This window comes from Gynuella sp. (assembly GCF_050297175.1).
Classification (GTDB): domain Bacteria; phylum Pseudomonadota; class Gammaproteobacteria; order Pseudomonadales; family Natronospirillaceae; genus Gynuella.
On sequence record NZ_JBNKSF010000007.1, the window covers coordinates 20125 to 35831 of the forward strand.

11 protein-coding genes are annotated in these 15707 nt (G+C 51.4%); 4 read left to right on the top strand and 7 right to left on the bottom strand.

The window, feature by feature from the left end:
- Positions 1–3 precede the first annotated feature (3 nt).
- The 6 genes from ACQY6I_RS01150 to ACQY6I_RS01175 form a co-directional block, all read right to left on the bottom strand.
- A complete protein-coding gene (locus ACQY6I_RS01150; RefSeq protein WP_428239635.1) occupies positions 4–930 on the bottom strand; it encodes an ABC transporter substrate-binding protein in 927 nt (308 codons plus the stop codon).
- A gap of 228 nt (positions 931–1158) precedes the next feature.
- Positions 1159–2571, bottom strand: a complete 1413-nt coding sequence (locus ACQY6I_RS01155) for an ABC transporter ATP-binding protein (RefSeq protein WP_428239636.1) — start codon at positions 2569–2571, stop codon at positions 1159–1161.
- Complete coding sequence (locus tag ACQY6I_RS01160; RefSeq protein WP_428239637.1) at positions 2568–3368, bottom strand: ABC transporter permease; 801 nt, start codon at positions 3366–3368, stop codon at positions 2568–2570. The genes ACQY6I_RS01155 and ACQY6I_RS01160 overlap by 4 nt, the downstream gene beginning before the upstream one ends.
- Positions 3365–4300 (bottom strand): ABC transporter permease, encoded by a 936-nt coding sequence (locus tag ACQY6I_RS01165; protein ID WP_428239638.1) that lies wholly within the window; start codon positions 4298–4300, stop codon positions 3365–3367. Before ACQY6I_RS01165 ends, ACQY6I_RS01160 begins: the two co-directional genes overlap by 4 nt.
- A complete protein-coding gene (locus ACQY6I_RS01170; RefSeq protein ID WP_428239639.1) occupies positions 4297–5847 on the bottom strand; it encodes an ABC transporter substrate-binding protein in 1551 nt (516 codons plus the stop codon). The genes ACQY6I_RS01165 and ACQY6I_RS01170 overlap by 4 nt, the downstream gene beginning before the upstream one ends.
- A gap of 321 nt (positions 5848–6168) precedes the next feature.
- The gene (locus tag ACQY6I_RS01175; protein WP_428239640.1) at positions 6169–7152 is read right to left on the bottom strand and encodes a lipin/Ned1/Smp2 family protein; all 984 of its coding nucleotides are present in this window, start codon (positions 7150–7152) and stop codon (positions 6169–6171) included.
- A 597-nt stretch (positions 7153–7749) separates the two neighbouring features.
- Here ACQY6I_RS01175 and ACQY6I_RS01180 point away from each other — a divergent pair.
- The 4 genes from ACQY6I_RS01180 (at position 7750) to ACQY6I_RS01195 (ending at position 13822) form a co-directional block, all read left to right on the top strand.
- On the top strand, positions 7750–9975 hold the full coding sequence (locus ACQY6I_RS01180) for a neutral/alkaline non-lysosomal ceramidase N-terminal domain-containing protein (protein ID WP_428239641.1): 2226 nt from the start codon (positions 7750–7752) through the stop codon (positions 9973–9975).
- Positions 9976–10134: 159 nt separating this feature from the next.
- On the top strand, positions 10135–11532 hold the full coding sequence (locus tag ACQY6I_RS01185; RefSeq protein ID WP_428239642.1) for a GH1 family beta-glucosidase: 1398 nt from the start codon (positions 10135–10137) through the stop codon (positions 11530–11532).
- A 29-nt stretch (positions 11533–11561) separates the two neighbouring features.
- A complete protein-coding gene (locus tag ACQY6I_RS01190) occupies positions 11562–12869 on the top strand; it encodes an MFS transporter (RefSeq protein WP_428239643.1) in 1308 nt (435 codons plus the stop codon).
- Entirely contained in the window at positions 12866–13822 is a 957-nt protein-coding gene (locus ACQY6I_RS01195) for a hypothetical protein (protein ID WP_428239644.1), read from the top strand. Before ACQY6I_RS01190 ends, ACQY6I_RS01195 begins: the two co-directional genes overlap by 4 nt.
- 65 nt (positions 13823–13887) lie before the next feature.
- On the opposite strand, the gene ggt is transcribed toward ACQY6I_RS01195, so the two are convergent.
- Complete coding sequence (ggt, locus tag ACQY6I_RS01200) at positions 13888–15627, bottom strand: gamma-glutamyltransferase (protein WP_428239645.1); 1740 nt, start codon at positions 15625–15627, stop codon at positions 13888–13890.
- Positions 15628–15707 lie beyond the last annotated feature (80 nt).

The window sequence follows — 15707 nt, forward strand, 5'->3', positions numbered from 1 at the left end:
TGTTTACTCGCTCAATTGATAGTGTTTGAAAATACTGTCCAGCATACGGCTGGCAGCCAGTGGACCCCCACCCATATTCCAGTCCACTTCGTTCACTTCATAAACATGTTGCTGTTTGACGGCATCAAGGGTTTTCCAGAGTGGGTGTTGAGTCCATTGCTGATAAGTCTGCATCACTGCTGGATCGGTTTTGGTCATGAAAATAAAGAATACATCTGCGTTCATACTGGGAATGCTCTCCTTGCTGGTCAGTTTGACTCCCCAGGTATTTTCACGGTGTGCGGGTGGGCGGGAGAAACCCAGCTCATTCAGGATCAGGCCGGCAAAACTGTTGTAGTAAATACGTGCATGATCACTGCGAAAATTCAGTAGTGCCACTTTTTGTGGCCATTGAATATCCGGGTTACGGGATACTGCATTGCTGAAATGCGCCACTCTGGCATCCCAGTCCGCCAGCCACGCTTGGGCCTGTTGTCTGTGACCGGTGGCCATGCCCATCATGTGCAGCGTTTCCTTGAACTTATAAACGGTTTCTAAAGTGATGGTGGGGGCAATCTGACTCAGTTGAGGATAGATTTTCTCATGGCGTAATTTAGCAGCAATAATCAGGTCGGGCTTCAGTTTGGCGATCTCCTCCAGATTGGGCTGGGTTTCCAGGCCGACATGAGGTACATCCTTCAAAGGTTCACGCAAATAGGTATACATGGGTTGTTCGACCCAGGACTCCACCACACCAACGGGTGTGATACCCAATGCGACGGCTGCATCGGTCGCACCCTGGAATAATGTCACGATACGCTTTGGAGGGTCATTCAGTACGGTAGTGCCCATGGCGTGATATATGGTGACTTCGGCATGCGCGCTGAATGCAGCGATAGCCATGGCAACAAACAGCCCAAGGCGTTTGACTGAAGCACGGAAATTTAACATAGCATCCTCTTAACAGGGCGGGGTAAAACAATTCAGTGAATAGCTGCGTCCGCCCAAATACGATTGAAGTAATCTGGCAGGATGTTATTGGACCTGCAGACCTTGGCTAACGATAGTCATGTTATTGATAGTTATTATCGTTTTCAATGAGAGCGGTCACAGAATATGTCTGCGGATTGAGGTTTGTCGCCCTCCCTGGCAAGAATCATCCTTAGTCACTGCTCACGGTCATGGGGTGCTCAGATAATCGGCTAAATTGATCACCCAATCGCAGACGCTGGACAATTGTTCATGATCATGACTGATCAGTATCAGGGAGCACTGTTGCTGTCGGCAGGCTGATACCATCAACTGTGTTACCGTCTGGGTAGTGAGAGGATCGAGTCTGGATGTGGGCTCATCGGCGACTAGCAATACCGGGTCCATTAGCAGTGCCCGGAGTATGGCAACTCGCTGTAACTCACCACCGCTGACCTGACTGCAGCTGCGTTGCAACAAATCGGCAGACAGCTGTAATTGCTCAAGTAGTACGGGAATCCGCTGTTCATCCAATTGATGCAGATCGATGAGATCCTGCAATAACTGCCTGAGTGGCGGACCATCGGCAAATGCGCTTGGAGGATCCTGATAGAGCTTCAGACATTGATGACGGTTCACCGGTTGCAGGTAGCGTATCTGGCCATGATCCGGTTTGAGCAGACCCAGAATGATATCTCCGAGAGTGCTTTTGCCACAGCCACTGTCCCCACACAGCCCAATAATTTCGCCGCGATTTATAGTGAGATTCAGGTTGGCGAACAGATCGTGTCCACCGCGCCGCATGGATAGATTTTCCAATTGCAGCAAGGGTTGCGGAGCAGCGAGGGTGTCCGGTTTATTGACTGGCCAGTTTCGCGGGGATGCAGCGATTAGCGCACGCGCGTAGTCTGACTGTGGATGATTCAAGATTTGATCGGCATCCCCCTGCTCAAGCACGCGGCCCTTTTGCATGACCATAATCTGGCCACCCAGCTGGCGCGCCACCTCGACATCATGAGTGATGGTCAGCAGCCCACCGGTGTTTGCGTGCTGTTTCAGCAGTCGAACAATGTCGTCACGGCGACTGGCATCCAGGCCTTTAGTGGGCTCGTCTGCCAGCATGATGTCGGCACCACCTGCGGTCGCTGCGGCAAATGCGACACGCTGGGCCATGCCGCCGGATAATTCACCTGGTCGTTTATGTCCGGCCTGTTGCAGGCCAAGAAACTGAAGCTGTTGTTCTGTGGCCACTAATGCCGGCACAGATGCCAGACCGCGAACATAACGAAATACATCTGCGATTTGCCGGTACGCTTTCATCAATGGGTCCAGAGAATGCCAGGGTTCTTGTGGCAACATCACCAGCGTGCGCCCCCAAAGTGCCTGTAACTCTGATCCGCTGTAATGATTGACATGTTTGCCAAGGATGTGGATATGGCCACTGCGGGTCAGGCCTTCCGGTAGCAGTCCCATAATTGCCTGTGCCAGCAGGCTTTTGCCGGAGCCGGTTTCTCCGAGGATCGTCAGTGGAGTGCCCTGTATCAGCTGTAATGACAGATCCTCGACGATAATATCGTCCCGACTGTGGATATGCAGATGGTCGATCTCGATCAGAACCGTCATGAGGATTTCCTCGCCAGCAGATTGAATCCCAGCACCATCATAAACAGTGCCAACAGTGGTTGGGCCAGCGCCCATGGGGCATCGGCATAGTATGGAAACAGCTCGACGATCATGAGCCCAAGTTCGGAGGCCGGTGGTTTGAGTCCGACATAGACGAATCCGACCGAGGCCATGGTCAGTACCGAAGTTGCGGCTCCAAAGGCTGCCAGAGTGAAAACATCCTGCTGAATCGAAGGCCAGATATGGCGGCGAAACAGATACCAGCGTCCGAACCCGAGCATGCTTGAAGACTGTATCTGTGGTCCATTTATAATGCTGAGCACCGAGGCTCTAACGATACGGAAATATTCCACCCACAGGGTCATGGCGATGGCAAAATAGAGCATAAAAAATGAACCCGGTACCAGAGCCGCACACAACAGCACCAGAACCAGTCCCGGCAGTGCCAGAATGGTGTTCACCAGAAAGTTCAAGCCATGGTCGACCCAACCGCCTCGCCAGGCTGCCCAGACTCCAAAACCAGTGCCGATGACGGCTGATGTTACCACGCAGGAAATACTCAGTATGAACGACAGACGAACCGCAGCGGCCATCCTGGCTACCATGCTGCGACCGAACTGGTCAGTGCCCAGCAGGTGTTCTCCACCGGGTAGTGCGAAACGGTTTTGCAGTGCCTGCCGGGCAGCATCATGGTGCCCAAGCAGGCTCTCTGCGATAGCGAACAGCATTAACGCCAGCAGCACTGCCAGCCCAAGGCGTTGAGCGCCGGAAAGACGGATAAACCAGTATCGGATCATGACCGTTGCCCCCGCGGATCCAGTAAATGACAGCTGGCATCCACCAACGTGTTCAATAAGACAAACAAAATCCCCATGACCAATGCGGTGCCCTGGAGCATGGGAATATCGCGGGAAAATACTGCATGGGACAAGCCATGACCGATACCCGGCCAGGCGAACAGGCTCTCGATCATAATCACTCCCTCGATCAGTCCTACCAGTTGTATGCCCATGAAGGCCACTACTGGCACTGCCATATTACGCAGCCCATGACGCAGAAATGTGGTGCCTCTGCCCAGCCCCTTCACTCTGGCAAACTGGTAGTACGCAGACGCCGCCACGTTGCGGACGCTGCCGCGAATCACCCGATTGGATATCGCCGCCAGACTCAGGGCCAGAGCCAGCGATGGCAATACCAAATGAACCGGATGACCAAACCCGGCGACCGGAAACCAGCGCAGTTGTATGGCGAAGAACAAAACCAGAATCAGCCCCACGCTGAAAACCGGTTGCGCCCGTATCAGTGTCGACAGGGTCAGCGTGGAATAATCCAGCCAGCCATTGGGACGCAAACCAGACAGGATGCCAATAGGCAGGGCAATGAGTGCGGACAACAGCAGGGCACAGACAGCCAGCAGTAATGAGTGGCCCAGTTGATGCTGAATTTCTTCGATCACCGGCGCGCCACTGATCAGACTATTGCCCAGATTCAGGGTAATCAGGTCACTCAGCCAGCTCAAATATTGTTCCCAGGCCGGGCGGTCCAGCCCCAGTTCTGCCCGGACTGCTGCAGCGGCCGCCGAGGACACAGCGTCCTCGCCATAGCGGCCGGCAGCTATTTTATAGGCCATGTCTCCTGGCAGCGATCGGGCCAGTACAAACGTCAGGGTGCCGACGCTCCAGGCCATCATGATGGCCTGAAATAATCGGTTAAGAATCATTCTGCTCATTGGTTGATCAGGCTCATTTGTGCGATGTGAAAAGAGCGCTCAAACGGATCAAAGTGGAATCCCTGTACCCGGTTGGCCACCGCGCTTTGTTGTACATAGAACGACACCGGAATCATGGGCAGGTCTTCTGCCAGTAATCTGGACAGTTGCTGGCGTTGTTGTGCCAGCACATTAGCATTGGACTCGGTCTTCATGGCTGTCAGTAGCGAAAATGCCTCTGTGTTGTTCCAGTTCATGGGCCCCCAGTCACCACCGGCTGCGGTACTGAAATCCGCCTGTATGGTGGCCAAAGGATCAGGTATGTTAGCGAAATTCCGGGCAATCAGTGCCAGTTGCAGAGAGCCATCGTTATGCCCCGAAGGAATGGCGCTGGCATTTTCCATGGAAACATCCAGCTGAATACCCAATTCTGCCCATTGGGCCTGGATGGCAGTGGCCACGAGCATGAGTTCAGGGCGGTTGGCGTAGGTAATCATGCGCACTTGAAACGGCTGACCGTTACGCACTAATGTGCCATCTTTGGATGGCTTCCAACCAGCTTCGGTAAGTAGCGTTTTTGCCTGTTTGAGGTCTTGTACAGGTTCTGGCAGGTCGTCCAGATGCCATTGATTCATGGTCGGGCCAAAAAACTGACTGGCTCCAGTACCGGGCGCGCCTAGGATGTTCGCAGCGATGCTTTGACGATCGATGGCCAGACTCAGGGCTTTGCGGGTCTTCAGATCTTTGAAAAAAGGATGTGCGTTATTCACTTTGATGAGAATGGAGCGCGGTATCATCGTGGAATCAATCTGTACCTGATCACTCTTTTTCAGCAGATCGACACTGGCTGGATCAAGGTTATAAACGATATCGGCTTCACCACTCTTCACCATCAGGGCCCGGCTTTCGGAGCGGTGACCGGTCAGATACTCAGCTTGCGCAATATTGGCCGGTGTGCTCCAGTAATCATCGAAACGACTGACTTTGACTTTGTGTGGCGGGATATATTCCGTCAGTTGATATGGGCCAGTGCCATAAAGTTCTACTACATCACCATTATCTGCATAGGATTCTGGTGCCAGAATGGCAGTACTGTAGTGCGCCAATACGGCAGTAAACGGCAAATAGGGTTGTTGTAGCTGAATGACCACAGTATTCGGGTCGGTCGCGCGGATACTGTCGATGCCTGCTTTCAGTAACGGTCCCGGATTGTTCAGAGCTGTTTTTAGGCTGTGAACAACCGCCTCAGCGGTCAAGGGCGTGCCATTATGAAAGGTGACCTCCGGGCGCAGATGCAGAGTCCAACGACGGTTTTGATCGTCGATATCCCAACTCTGGGCCAGACCGGGCAGTAGTTTCCCGGCATCATTGGCATTAATCAGGGTTTCCAGTATTTGCATTCGGGTGTAGACGTAGCCGGACTTCGAGGGTGCCAGACTAACTGCTTCAAACGGACCGCTGATGGTCAACAGGTCATCCGGCTGACGGGGATGACAGGCTGATAATAATAATGCGACCAACAGAGCGGACACAGATGTGCTCAATGACTTGTATAGCTTTGGGGACATGGGTATCAGATCCTTCAGTTCTCAAAATCGAAGTGAACTGGAAATTATGTTATAACATAACAAATCTGAAAAGAACTAATTTGTACGATGGTAATTTTATAAACAATAGTGTTTCGCAATGCCTGATGAGTAGGATAAAAATGTGCCTTGTCGGGCTCCGTATGAATTTGTTGACAGACAGGGTGGGTTGGCGCCTATCACAACTGAGCCGATGATAAGAATGACCGCCGGGCCTATGTCTGCAAATGAATAACTATCAGCGCGCGACGGTCGTTATGGCCATGATGGAGGCTATCGGTGAAAACACCTCCTGTGGGTGTTTCAGGGGTTGCAGGTTGCCGTCGGCGTATCCGCTACCACGGTGGCATAATGATAACTGTAGTCTCCATCGATAGCCTGAGTGCCTTCAGTGCCGGCAAACTGACCAATAATATAGGTTTCTGCTTTTGGAATACCTGCGTCGGCATAGGCTTTAATATCCGTCTGGGCATTGCCATAGGCGCGGATGATATTTACTCCGTTGTCGATGAGCTTTTGGAGGTAACGGGTTTTATAGCCTTGGGTATCGGGCGGAATCGGGCCATCACCATAGGGATTGGTGTGCAGGTGCCAGGCTGGAATCTGCTGAATGTCGAACCACTCGCGGGTATCTTTAGCTTGCCAGTATGGTCGTCCGGTGAGGTAAATCAACCGATAGTTCTTGTCTTTATAAGCGTTGACGGTCTCGGTGGCGTAAGAATGTGCCAGCGCCGTACGGATGCCAAGATAGTCTCCCACCGCTTCAAAGTCTGTCAGGGTCAGTGTTCCATCAATATCAAACAGGATGGCTTCGGTACCGGGTTCCACCACGCTTAAGTATCCTGTCGCACTGGTCAGATCGCCGGCAACGACCATGCGTACCAGATATTCACCGGCATCGCGATTGCCCACCGGCACATAGATTTTGCCGTCACTGTCAGTTCGAAAGCTACCGAGATATTCCCAGTCACTCATGCCGGTACCGTAGATGTAAGCATAAATCTGTTCGTCTTCCAGATCTTTGTGTAGAAAAATATCGTAGTCGAATTTGCCGACCATCGTTCCGGTGTCACCGGTAGCCACCAGTTCATCGTGAACCATATGATAGGGCTGATGAAAAGAGGAGAGAATTTTGTTGCCCAGATGTCTAAAGCTGATTTTTTCAGGCTGCGGTGGTTCGGGACTGTTATAGACGCTGTCCAGATCAGGGCAAATAAATGCCTGGGAAAGAGTGCTGAATCCAGTCATGGTGAGAGTAATTATTGTCCGGATAAAGAATTGTCGCATTTTGATTCCTCAGATTGTTGTTGTCATCCTTTTTTCACGGCTCCTGCATACATGCTATGTATCAGTGATGACGGTTTTATGGCTAAGGAGCCTCTGAAAAATGGCCTATTTTCGCGCAGGACGTTGTCAGCCCCGTCTCACATCCTCATTTATGCCAGTAAATTGCGGTGTTGCGAGTGGTGCTTCCTCGCCTGCATCAACACTATTCCTATTTTTCAGAGGCCCCCTAACACTGCATAGCTTTGTCGTAGATAAACTATCAAACCCTCATATATTTGTAGGAATGTCCTGATTATTTTGCTTCATAGTTTGCATATAACTTGGTATCCGGCCAGCAAACGTCACCGGCGGCCAAATTTATTATGAATTAAAAATCGTGATGTTAATCAAAATCATTCGGTAACGTTGAATGTTTGTCATAAGTGCGGCAAAACGGTTGTCTGTGATTCTTCTGCATGTGAGCGTGTTATGGTCGGATCAGTAACGCGATTTTTGGTTTATAACCTAACCGATAAAACATAAATGGAATCAACTTTAAGCCGATTGACAGAGAGGAATTTTGGGTGCTAACAAATAAGAAAAATTCGGGAAAATAGTATGAAAACTTCTCTCTCAGTATTCAGAACAATTGCCTCTATCGTGTTGGTGGCGATGACTGTGATGGTTTCCAGTAATAGCTGGAGCACTCAGGTTTACCAGATTGGTGCCGGTAAAGTGGATATTACCGGTCCGTTTGCGGCGTCCAGTACCGGTTATAACAGTCCAGGTGATGAAATGTCAGGACTGGCTATGCGCCTCTATAGCCGAGCATTTGTGATCGAGCAGCCCGATGGCAAGATGGTAGCAATTGTGACCGCTGATCAACTGCACATGTATCAGAGTATCAAACTGGGGGTCATCAGTCGTTTGCAGGTGCTTGGTTATGGTGATCGTTTTAATGACAGCAATGTGCTGTTATCAGCCACTCACACCCATTCGGCCACATCCAACACTTCGTGGTATACCCTGTTTAATCTGTTTAATGGAGTTATCGGCTTTGACCGCCTGCACTATCAGGTTGTGGTGGATGGCATTACCCGTTCCATTATTGATGCCTATACCGCACGGCGAGCAGCGACCATCCGATACGCCGAAGGGGAGGTAATCAATGGCGTGTACAATCGCTCCAGCCTGGCTTATGGTGAGAATCATGATGCGGATCAATTCGCTTCCAACGTCGATAATCATATGCGGTTACTGCGCTTTGATGGTGTGGATGGTTCTGAAATTGGCCTGTTGAACTGGTTTGCGGTGCATGGCACTTCACTGGGGATTGAAAATCACCGTATACATGGAGACAACAAAGGTTGGGCGGCATACCGTTTTGAGCAGTTGAAAGGTAACGGCTTTGTCGCTGCGTTCGCTCAGGGGGCAGTGGGGGATTCCAGTCCTAATGTCCCGGATCCCGACAATATCACGCACCCGTTTTTACGCCCTGCTGATCTTGATCCCACTCTGGATGCTATGGAAAACCCCATTGTCGCCGGTAATCATCAATATGAAACCGCACTGTCTCTGTATCAGCAAGCAGGTGCAGTAAAGCCGGTCAGTCTGGATTATCGTCATACCTACGTTAACTTTAATCAGGTAGCCGTTCAGCAGGGTTATATCCAGGATCAGGTAATGCCATGGGATACTGATGCTTCGGATAATAATGCGACTACTTGTATCGCAGTCATCGGTGCCGGTTTTCTGGCAGGAGATGAAGAGGGGGCACCGGTGGATCTCGCTGCCGAAGGGGAAATTAAAAACCGCTATGTGTTTGGTGGCGGAACCTGGATACAGCATAAATATGATTTGACGACCTTGCCGGAAAGTGACCTGGGTAATGCCCTTGGTGCACTTTGGCCGATTGCCAGAGCCGCGTTGAAAACTGATCAGTATGATGCCTGCCAGAAAGAAAAATTCGCGCTATTGCCCGTTGGTAAAGTCGACGACTATTGGTTTCCGAACCCCAATGTACCGTTTGTACCAGTGGATATTCCTTTGCAGGTCATTCGTATTGGTGACATGGCTGTGTTGGCCACGCCGTTTGAAATGACCACCATGACCGGCCGACGCTTGCGTCAGCAGTTGACTGATACACTGGCTGGTGGTGGTGTGAGTACGGTCGTGTTGGCTGGAATGGCGAACTCTTATGGGCAGTATCTGACCACCCGTGAGGAATATGCCGCCCAGCATTTTGAAGGTGCCTTTACCCTTTATGGTCCCTGGCAAATGGCAGCAGTGGCACAGGAACTGGACAGGATCAGTGCCGATCTGGTCGCTGGCCGGACTTCTCAGACCGGGCCGACGCCGCCGGATTTGTCCGATCAACAATTGATTCAAACCTGGATTTCCAGCAATGGAGTGGTGACCGATGGAGGGGATTTTGGCGCAGTGCGGGAAGATGTTCATGATACGTATTCTGCTCGGCACGATATCGTTAAAGTATCATTTCGGGCCGCCCATCCGCGGACGATTCTGGAGAAAAAAATGGATGGCAGTCTGGCTGAATTCTATGATCCTGAGCAATACAGCTTTCTGGAGATCCAGCATCAGGAGGGGCAGCAGTGGGTCACGGTGGCCAGAGATACTGACCCTTACACCAGTTTTGACTGGACTCGCGACGGTGGCCCGAACAGCTTGTCTGACCGCTCCACTGCCACGGTGACCTGGCTGGTCCGTGAGCAAACGCCTGGGCTCTATCGCATTAAATATAATGGTTTGGCAAAACGCTGGATGGTGGTGACGACGGTTTATGAAGCATTTTCAGGATATTCGTCAACGTTCGAATTGAATTGAACGGCCGTGTTGTGGCGTTTCCGATGGATGAACCCATGTTGTCGGACATGTAGGATTGTGTCCTTGAGTCGCTTACATGAATTGAGAGCAGGATGTTGCTGTTAGCGTTGATCAGTTTAGTATGAGCGTTGCTGATATTTTTTAACTGTAAAGGCAACAATGACACCGACAAAGTTTTCTATTACGGCAGGGGTTCCTCTCCTGAATGCCCTGCCGAAAGATTTTATCTGGGGGGCTGCCACCTCCGCTCTGCAAATCGAGGGTGCGACTGGTCTGGACGGTCGAGGCCGGTCCATATGGGATACCTTCAGTAAACGCCGCGGTAAAATCCGCGCTGGTGATCATCCGGAGCAGGCCTGTGAACACTATCATCGGTATTCTCAGGATATTCGGTTAATGCGACGACTGAATTTGCAGGCCTACCGGTTGTCGATAGCCTGGCCGCGCATCTTTCCGCGAGGTCGTGGCCGCATCAATCACGCTGGACTGGACTACTACAAGCGCCTGACTGATGAGTTGCTGAATGCCGGAATTCGGCCATTTGTGACACTGTTTCACTGGGATATGCCGCAGGCACTCTATGACTCGCATAGGGGTTTTTTGCACCGGGACATGGCTGCCATATTTGCCGATTATGTTGAAACGGTGGTTCGTGGGCTTGGCGACCGGGTAAAAGACTGGATCACTCTGAATGAACCGTTCGAACACGCAGCACTTGGACATCTGACCGGTGATCATGCTCCGGGACGTCGCAGTTTGTCGGGATACTTCACTGTCATGCACCATCAGTTGCTGGGTCATGGTCTGGCCTTGCAACGAATTCGCGCACTGGCACCGGATGCCCGGGTTGGTATTACCCTCAGTCAGACGCCGATACATCCGGCGAGTGGTCGTCAGCGGGATCAGTGGGCCGCCGGTTTTGCCAATCAGCTGATCAATCGTATTACGCTTGATCCACTGCTTAAGGGGAAGTACCCCGAACAGGTGCAACGCCGCATGCGCTGGTTTTGGCCTAAGGTCACCGCTGCTGATCTCAACTGTATTCATCAGCCTTTGGATTTCCTGGGTATTAATCATTACAGTTGCGAATTTGCCAGCTATCGCTGGTATATCCCTTTTCTTCGTTGCTGGATCAATGGCGCTGCTGTGGCAGAACAGGAAGCCGAGATTGATGGTCGACGCTATACCGCCATGGGCTGGGAAGTTAAACCAGAGGGGATGGCAGAGGTCTTGCGAATGTTGCGACAGGAATATGCCAACCCGGAAGTCATTATTACCGAGAATGGCGCAGCGTTTGAAGATCAGCTGATTGATGGCCGGGTGTCCGATCCGAAACGGATCGACTATTTGCGGAGTTATATTGCCGAAGTGAACAGGGCCAGGGCAGATGGCTCAAATGTGACCGGTTATTTCGTCTGGTCGCTAATGGACAATTTTGAATGGGCAGCCGGTTATCAGAAGCGCTTTGGGTTGATCCACGTGGATTACCCATCACAGCGCCGTACCATCAAGGACAGTGGGTACTGGTATGCTCGTCTGATTGCCGAACATAAGTGATAACAGAGAATCAAACGTGGAATCGCAGTATGACGGTACGCGATAAACTGACGCTGGTCATTCTGGTGTTCATGACCTTTTTTCTGATGTGCGACCTGTATATTACACCGGCCATTATTGATGATCTTGCCGCTGAATATCAGGTCAGCCATGTCTGGCTGAGTTGGGTGGGTTCTGCGTTTGCCCTGGTTGGGGCGCTGGTCAGCCTTGTGATTGGTTACAAAGCCGACAGCACCTCACGTAAAAAGCTGTTGATATGGACGGTTCTGATTGGTGAGTTGCCGTGTTTTTTAACCGGACTTCAGCTTTTTACCGACACATACAGCGGGTTTTTCCTGTTGCGTGTGTTGACCGGCATTGGGGTAGGGGGTGTTTATCCGATCACGTTTTCCCTCATTGGCGATTACTTTCACGAGCGTCACCGTGCCAAGGCGAGTGCCGGTATTGACCTGGCCTGGGGGCTGGGCATGATGGTGGGGCCATTACTGGGAAGGTTGGCGTTGACAACGGACTACGGCTGGCGAAATGCATTTATCTGGGCATCAGTGCCAAATTATCCTCTGGTTATATTGTTTGCACTGATAGCCAATGATCCAAAACGCGGTCAGACCGAGAATGCTCTGACGCATGTTATTTCTGACGGAGCAAATTACCAGTACCGCATTCAGTGGCGCGATCTTAAAATGATTTTTACCAATCGTACCAATTTGTTCTGTTTTTTACAGGGTATTCCGGGCTCCATTCCCTGGGGACTGTTTCCATTTTGGCTGATCGTAATGCTCGGTCAGATCAAAGGACTGTCACGCGAGGATGCTACCTGGGCCTGGGAGTTGTTTGCTATCTCAGCGGGAATCTCGGGAGTTATCTGGGCAATCATCGGCGATTGGTTATTTGTGCATAAGGCCGCCTATTTGCCGGCCATCTGTTGTGCGGGAGTCTTTATTGGCATGGTTCCCATGCTGTTGTTATTCAATCTGGAAACGCTGTCTCTGCATGGGCAGTTCTTCTTAATGGTCGTTGCCGGCATATTAATATCGGTGCCGGCTTCGAATATCAAAGCCATCATCATGAATGTCAATCGACCGGAACACCGTGCCACGGTATTCTCATTGTTTAACCTGGCTGACAATATCGGCAAAGGAACTGGTCCTGCTATTGGTGGGTTGTTGCTGTCTGTCAGTGGCAGTTATGTGGCTATGGCGAACTATGCCATTGGTTTCTGGCTATTATGCGGTTCAATGCTGTTGGTAGTGACTCTGAAGATTGGCAGAGACCATAGGACATTAACGATGCTGCTTGAGCAAAGAGCAGAGCATATGGAAACACGTATTCAATGACGCTGATCGTGACGATGAAATCGACCGTACTGTCTGGCATAGTCACCATGTTGCCGCTTGCTGTCATGGTTCGGGCGGACACTCCCCCGGCATTGCAGTTACTCCAGGCCCATGTGCTCGATTGGCCGCAACGGCTGGATGCGTCCGGACTGAGTGAGTGCGGAGGAGCTTTACTGGCGGTGGCGGATAATATTGATCACGATATTTTTAAGATCGACCTGTCTGGCACAACTGCGACAATCCACCCCTACGTGTCACTCACGGTGACCGACCGGCCTGCGGTGGATTTTTCCATCAAGCATCGCCTGCAGCATTTTGCCGATGGCCTGTTTAATCATCATCGTTTCGATTGGGAAGGCATTGACTGTACTGATCAGGGCTATGTGCTGGCCAGTGAAAGTGATGCCCGGTTGTATTATTTTTCTAATAACGGAATCCAGACCGGTTACACGGATATTTACCCTCAGGCCGTTAAGGCTGGATGGTTCCAGGTGTATAACGCGTTCATAGAAGGCATTGCCTATTGGCAAGGAACGTTTTATGGCGCAGCTGAGCGGGACCCCCGGGGGATGTTTACCGTTCACCGCGATTCCGATGCCGTGGTGTTTTCTGATCTACCCAACGATACCGGTCTCACGTTTGTTCGAAACTCACTGGATATTGCTGATCTGGATATCTTTGACGGCGATCTGTATACCCTGGAGCGCAATGCCTCCGCCATATGCAAGCGAACGTTGGAAGGGTTTACTTCGTTATCCTGCTACAGTTATGAGGCCGTTGAATGGAGTGATCAGTATGGTTATCGCGATACTCAATACGGTATTGGAGAGGGGGTGGCGGTCACTGCCACCCGGCTCTATGTCTTGTTGGATAATAATGGTAAAGGCAGGATTGCTGATTCGGATGACACCCGGGCAATACTGCTGGAATTTATCAAACCGGAACACTTCTGAGGTTGTCCAGCCCTGACATGGATATTGAGTTCAGGGCCGGATGTTCCAAACGAGTCAGTAACGGTTTACTGTCCTGCTGCCAGTCCTTCACGGCGAGTATCGACACCTCCCAGATAGCCTTCTGGAGTCACTTCGATCGCATGCAGACCGCTGTTGAGATCTATCACCTTCACATTATGCCCATGCTGACTGAACCAGCTTTCCTGGTCGGCCAAAGTTGTGTCCTGCTCCAGAGCAGTATAGTCATTTCGATTGGTGATATGCGGCAGATTGACGGCCATACCCACGGGGGCATTACCCGCCAAAACTGCCAGCATCGGCTGCGCCACGTAGTCGATGATGCGACTGCCGCCGGGAGAGCCAATCAACAGTTTCAGTCGTTGTTGCTGATCCAGCACAATGGTCGGAGACATTGAGCTGCGTGGCCGCTTGCCGGGTTCAACACGATTGATGACTGGCTTGCCATCACGACTGGGAATGAAAGAAAAGTCGGTCAATTGATTGTTGAGCAGGAAACCGTTCACCATCAGGCCTGAGCCAAATCCCATTTCGATACTGGTGGTCATGCTAACGGCATTACCTTGCTGATCAACGATAGACAGATGGCTGGTACTGGGAAATTCACCCACATCGCCTTCCGCCCAGACGTGTTGTTGCGGCAGTTGTCCGGGTTCCATTTTACCGTGGTCCTGATCTCCGTTCGCGAGTTTGGCACGATCATGCAGGTAAGTGGTATTGAGCAGGGCCTGCTGTGGCACCTGCACAAAATCCGGGTCGGCGATATAGAGATCACGATCCGCATAGGCCAGGCGCGATAACTGGGTGAAACGATGCAGTGTGGACAGGTCATTGATGGCTATGCCACTCATATCATAATTCTGTGCCATCATCATTATTTGCAGCACGGTCAGGCCTCCAGAGCTTGGTGGCCCCATACCACAGATCACATAGGTCTGGTAAGGACCACAGACTGGTTGGCGTTCGATAGCCCGATAACCGGCCATATCCAGCTCGGTCATCCCGCTCGGATTAACAGAGCTGTTGCGTACAGCAGCCACAAGTTGCTGGGCCAGTGGGCCATGATAAAACGCTTTCGCCCCTTCGCTGGCGAGTATTGACAGTGTTTTTGCGTAAGCGGGGTTTTTAAGTAATTGCCCGGCCTGCAATGGTTGGTTGTCCGGATAAAAATAAGCACGGGTGTCAGCAAATGGCTTCAATCCGGGGTAGTGTTCCTGAGCCAGTAGTTTGGCCAGTCTTGGTGAGACTTCAAAGCCCTCTTGTGCCAGTTTGATAGCCGGATCAAACAGGCTTTTCCATGGCAGGCGGCCATGTTTTTGATGGGCCATTTCCATCATCGCTATGACTCCCGGTACGCCAACAGAACGCCCACCGACCAGCGCCTCAAAAAACTTTTGTGGAGTACCATCCGCTTTTAAAAACATATCCGGGCTGGCGGATGCCGGAGCAGTTTCCCGACCGTCAAAGCTGGTGACGGTTTTTTCCCCAGCATCGTAGTACACCATGAATGCACCGCCGCCAATACCTGACGACTGGGGTTCTACCAGTCCCAGCACCAGTTGCGCGGCAATCGTGGCATCGACGGCACTGCCTCCCTGGGCCAACATGGCAACGGCGGCTTCCGTAGCATGGGGGTTGGCGGTAACAGCCATGTATTTTCGGGTGACAACCGGTTTGTATTCCGCCTTGGTGACGGTATGTTCCGGATCAACATCGGCAGTTGCGGCAAATATCGTGGAACTGCCCAGCAGGCAGCCGAATAGGGTCAGAGTCTTGATTCGAATCATTAAGCTCTCCTGAGTGATGTGATGTCATCGCCCATGGAAAATCGCACAGAGTATGAATGCCCTGTGGAAAAGCAGTCATG

Coding starts and splice junctions, on each gene's coding strand:
- ACQY6I_RS01190 (WP_428239643.1), top strand. CDS start 11,562: ATGACGGTACGCGATAAACTGACGCTGGTCATTCTGGTGTTCATGACC.
- ACQY6I_RS01165 (WP_428239638.1), bottom strand. CDS start 4,300: ATGAGCAGAATGATTCTTAACCGATTATTTCAGGCCATCATGATGGCC.
- ACQY6I_RS01175 (WP_428239640.1), bottom strand. CDS start 7,152: ATGCGACAATTCTTTATCCGGACAATAATTACTCTCACCATGACTGGA.
- ACQY6I_RS01185 (WP_428239642.1), top strand. CDS start 10,135: ATGACACCGACAAAGTTTTCTATTACGGCAGGGGTTCCTCTCCTGAAT.
- ACQY6I_RS01180 (WP_428239641.1), top strand. CDS start 7,750: ATGAAAACTTCTCTCTCAGTATTCAGAACAATTGCCTCTATCGTGTTG.
- ggt (WP_428239645.1), bottom strand. CDS start 15,627: ATGATTCGAATCAAGACTCTGACCCTATTCGGCTGCCTGCTGGGCAGT.
- ACQY6I_RS01170 (WP_428239639.1), bottom strand. CDS start 5,847: ATGTCCCCAAAGCTATACAAGTCATTGAGCACATCTGTGTCCGCTCTG.
- ACQY6I_RS01150 (WP_428239635.1), bottom strand. CDS start 930: ATGTTAAATTTCCGTGCTTCAGTCAAACGCCTTGGGCTGTTTGTTGCC.
- ACQY6I_RS01195 (WP_428239644.1), top strand. CDS start 12,866: ATGACGCTGATCGTGACGATGAAATCGACCGTACTGTCTGGCATAGTC.
- ACQY6I_RS01160 (WP_428239637.1), bottom strand. CDS start 3,368: ATGATCCGATACTGGTTTATCCGTCTTTCCGGCGCTCAACGCCTTGGG.
- ACQY6I_RS01155 (WP_428239636.1), bottom strand. CDS start 2,571: ATGACGGTTCTGATCGAGATCGACCATCTGCATATCCACAGTCGGGAC.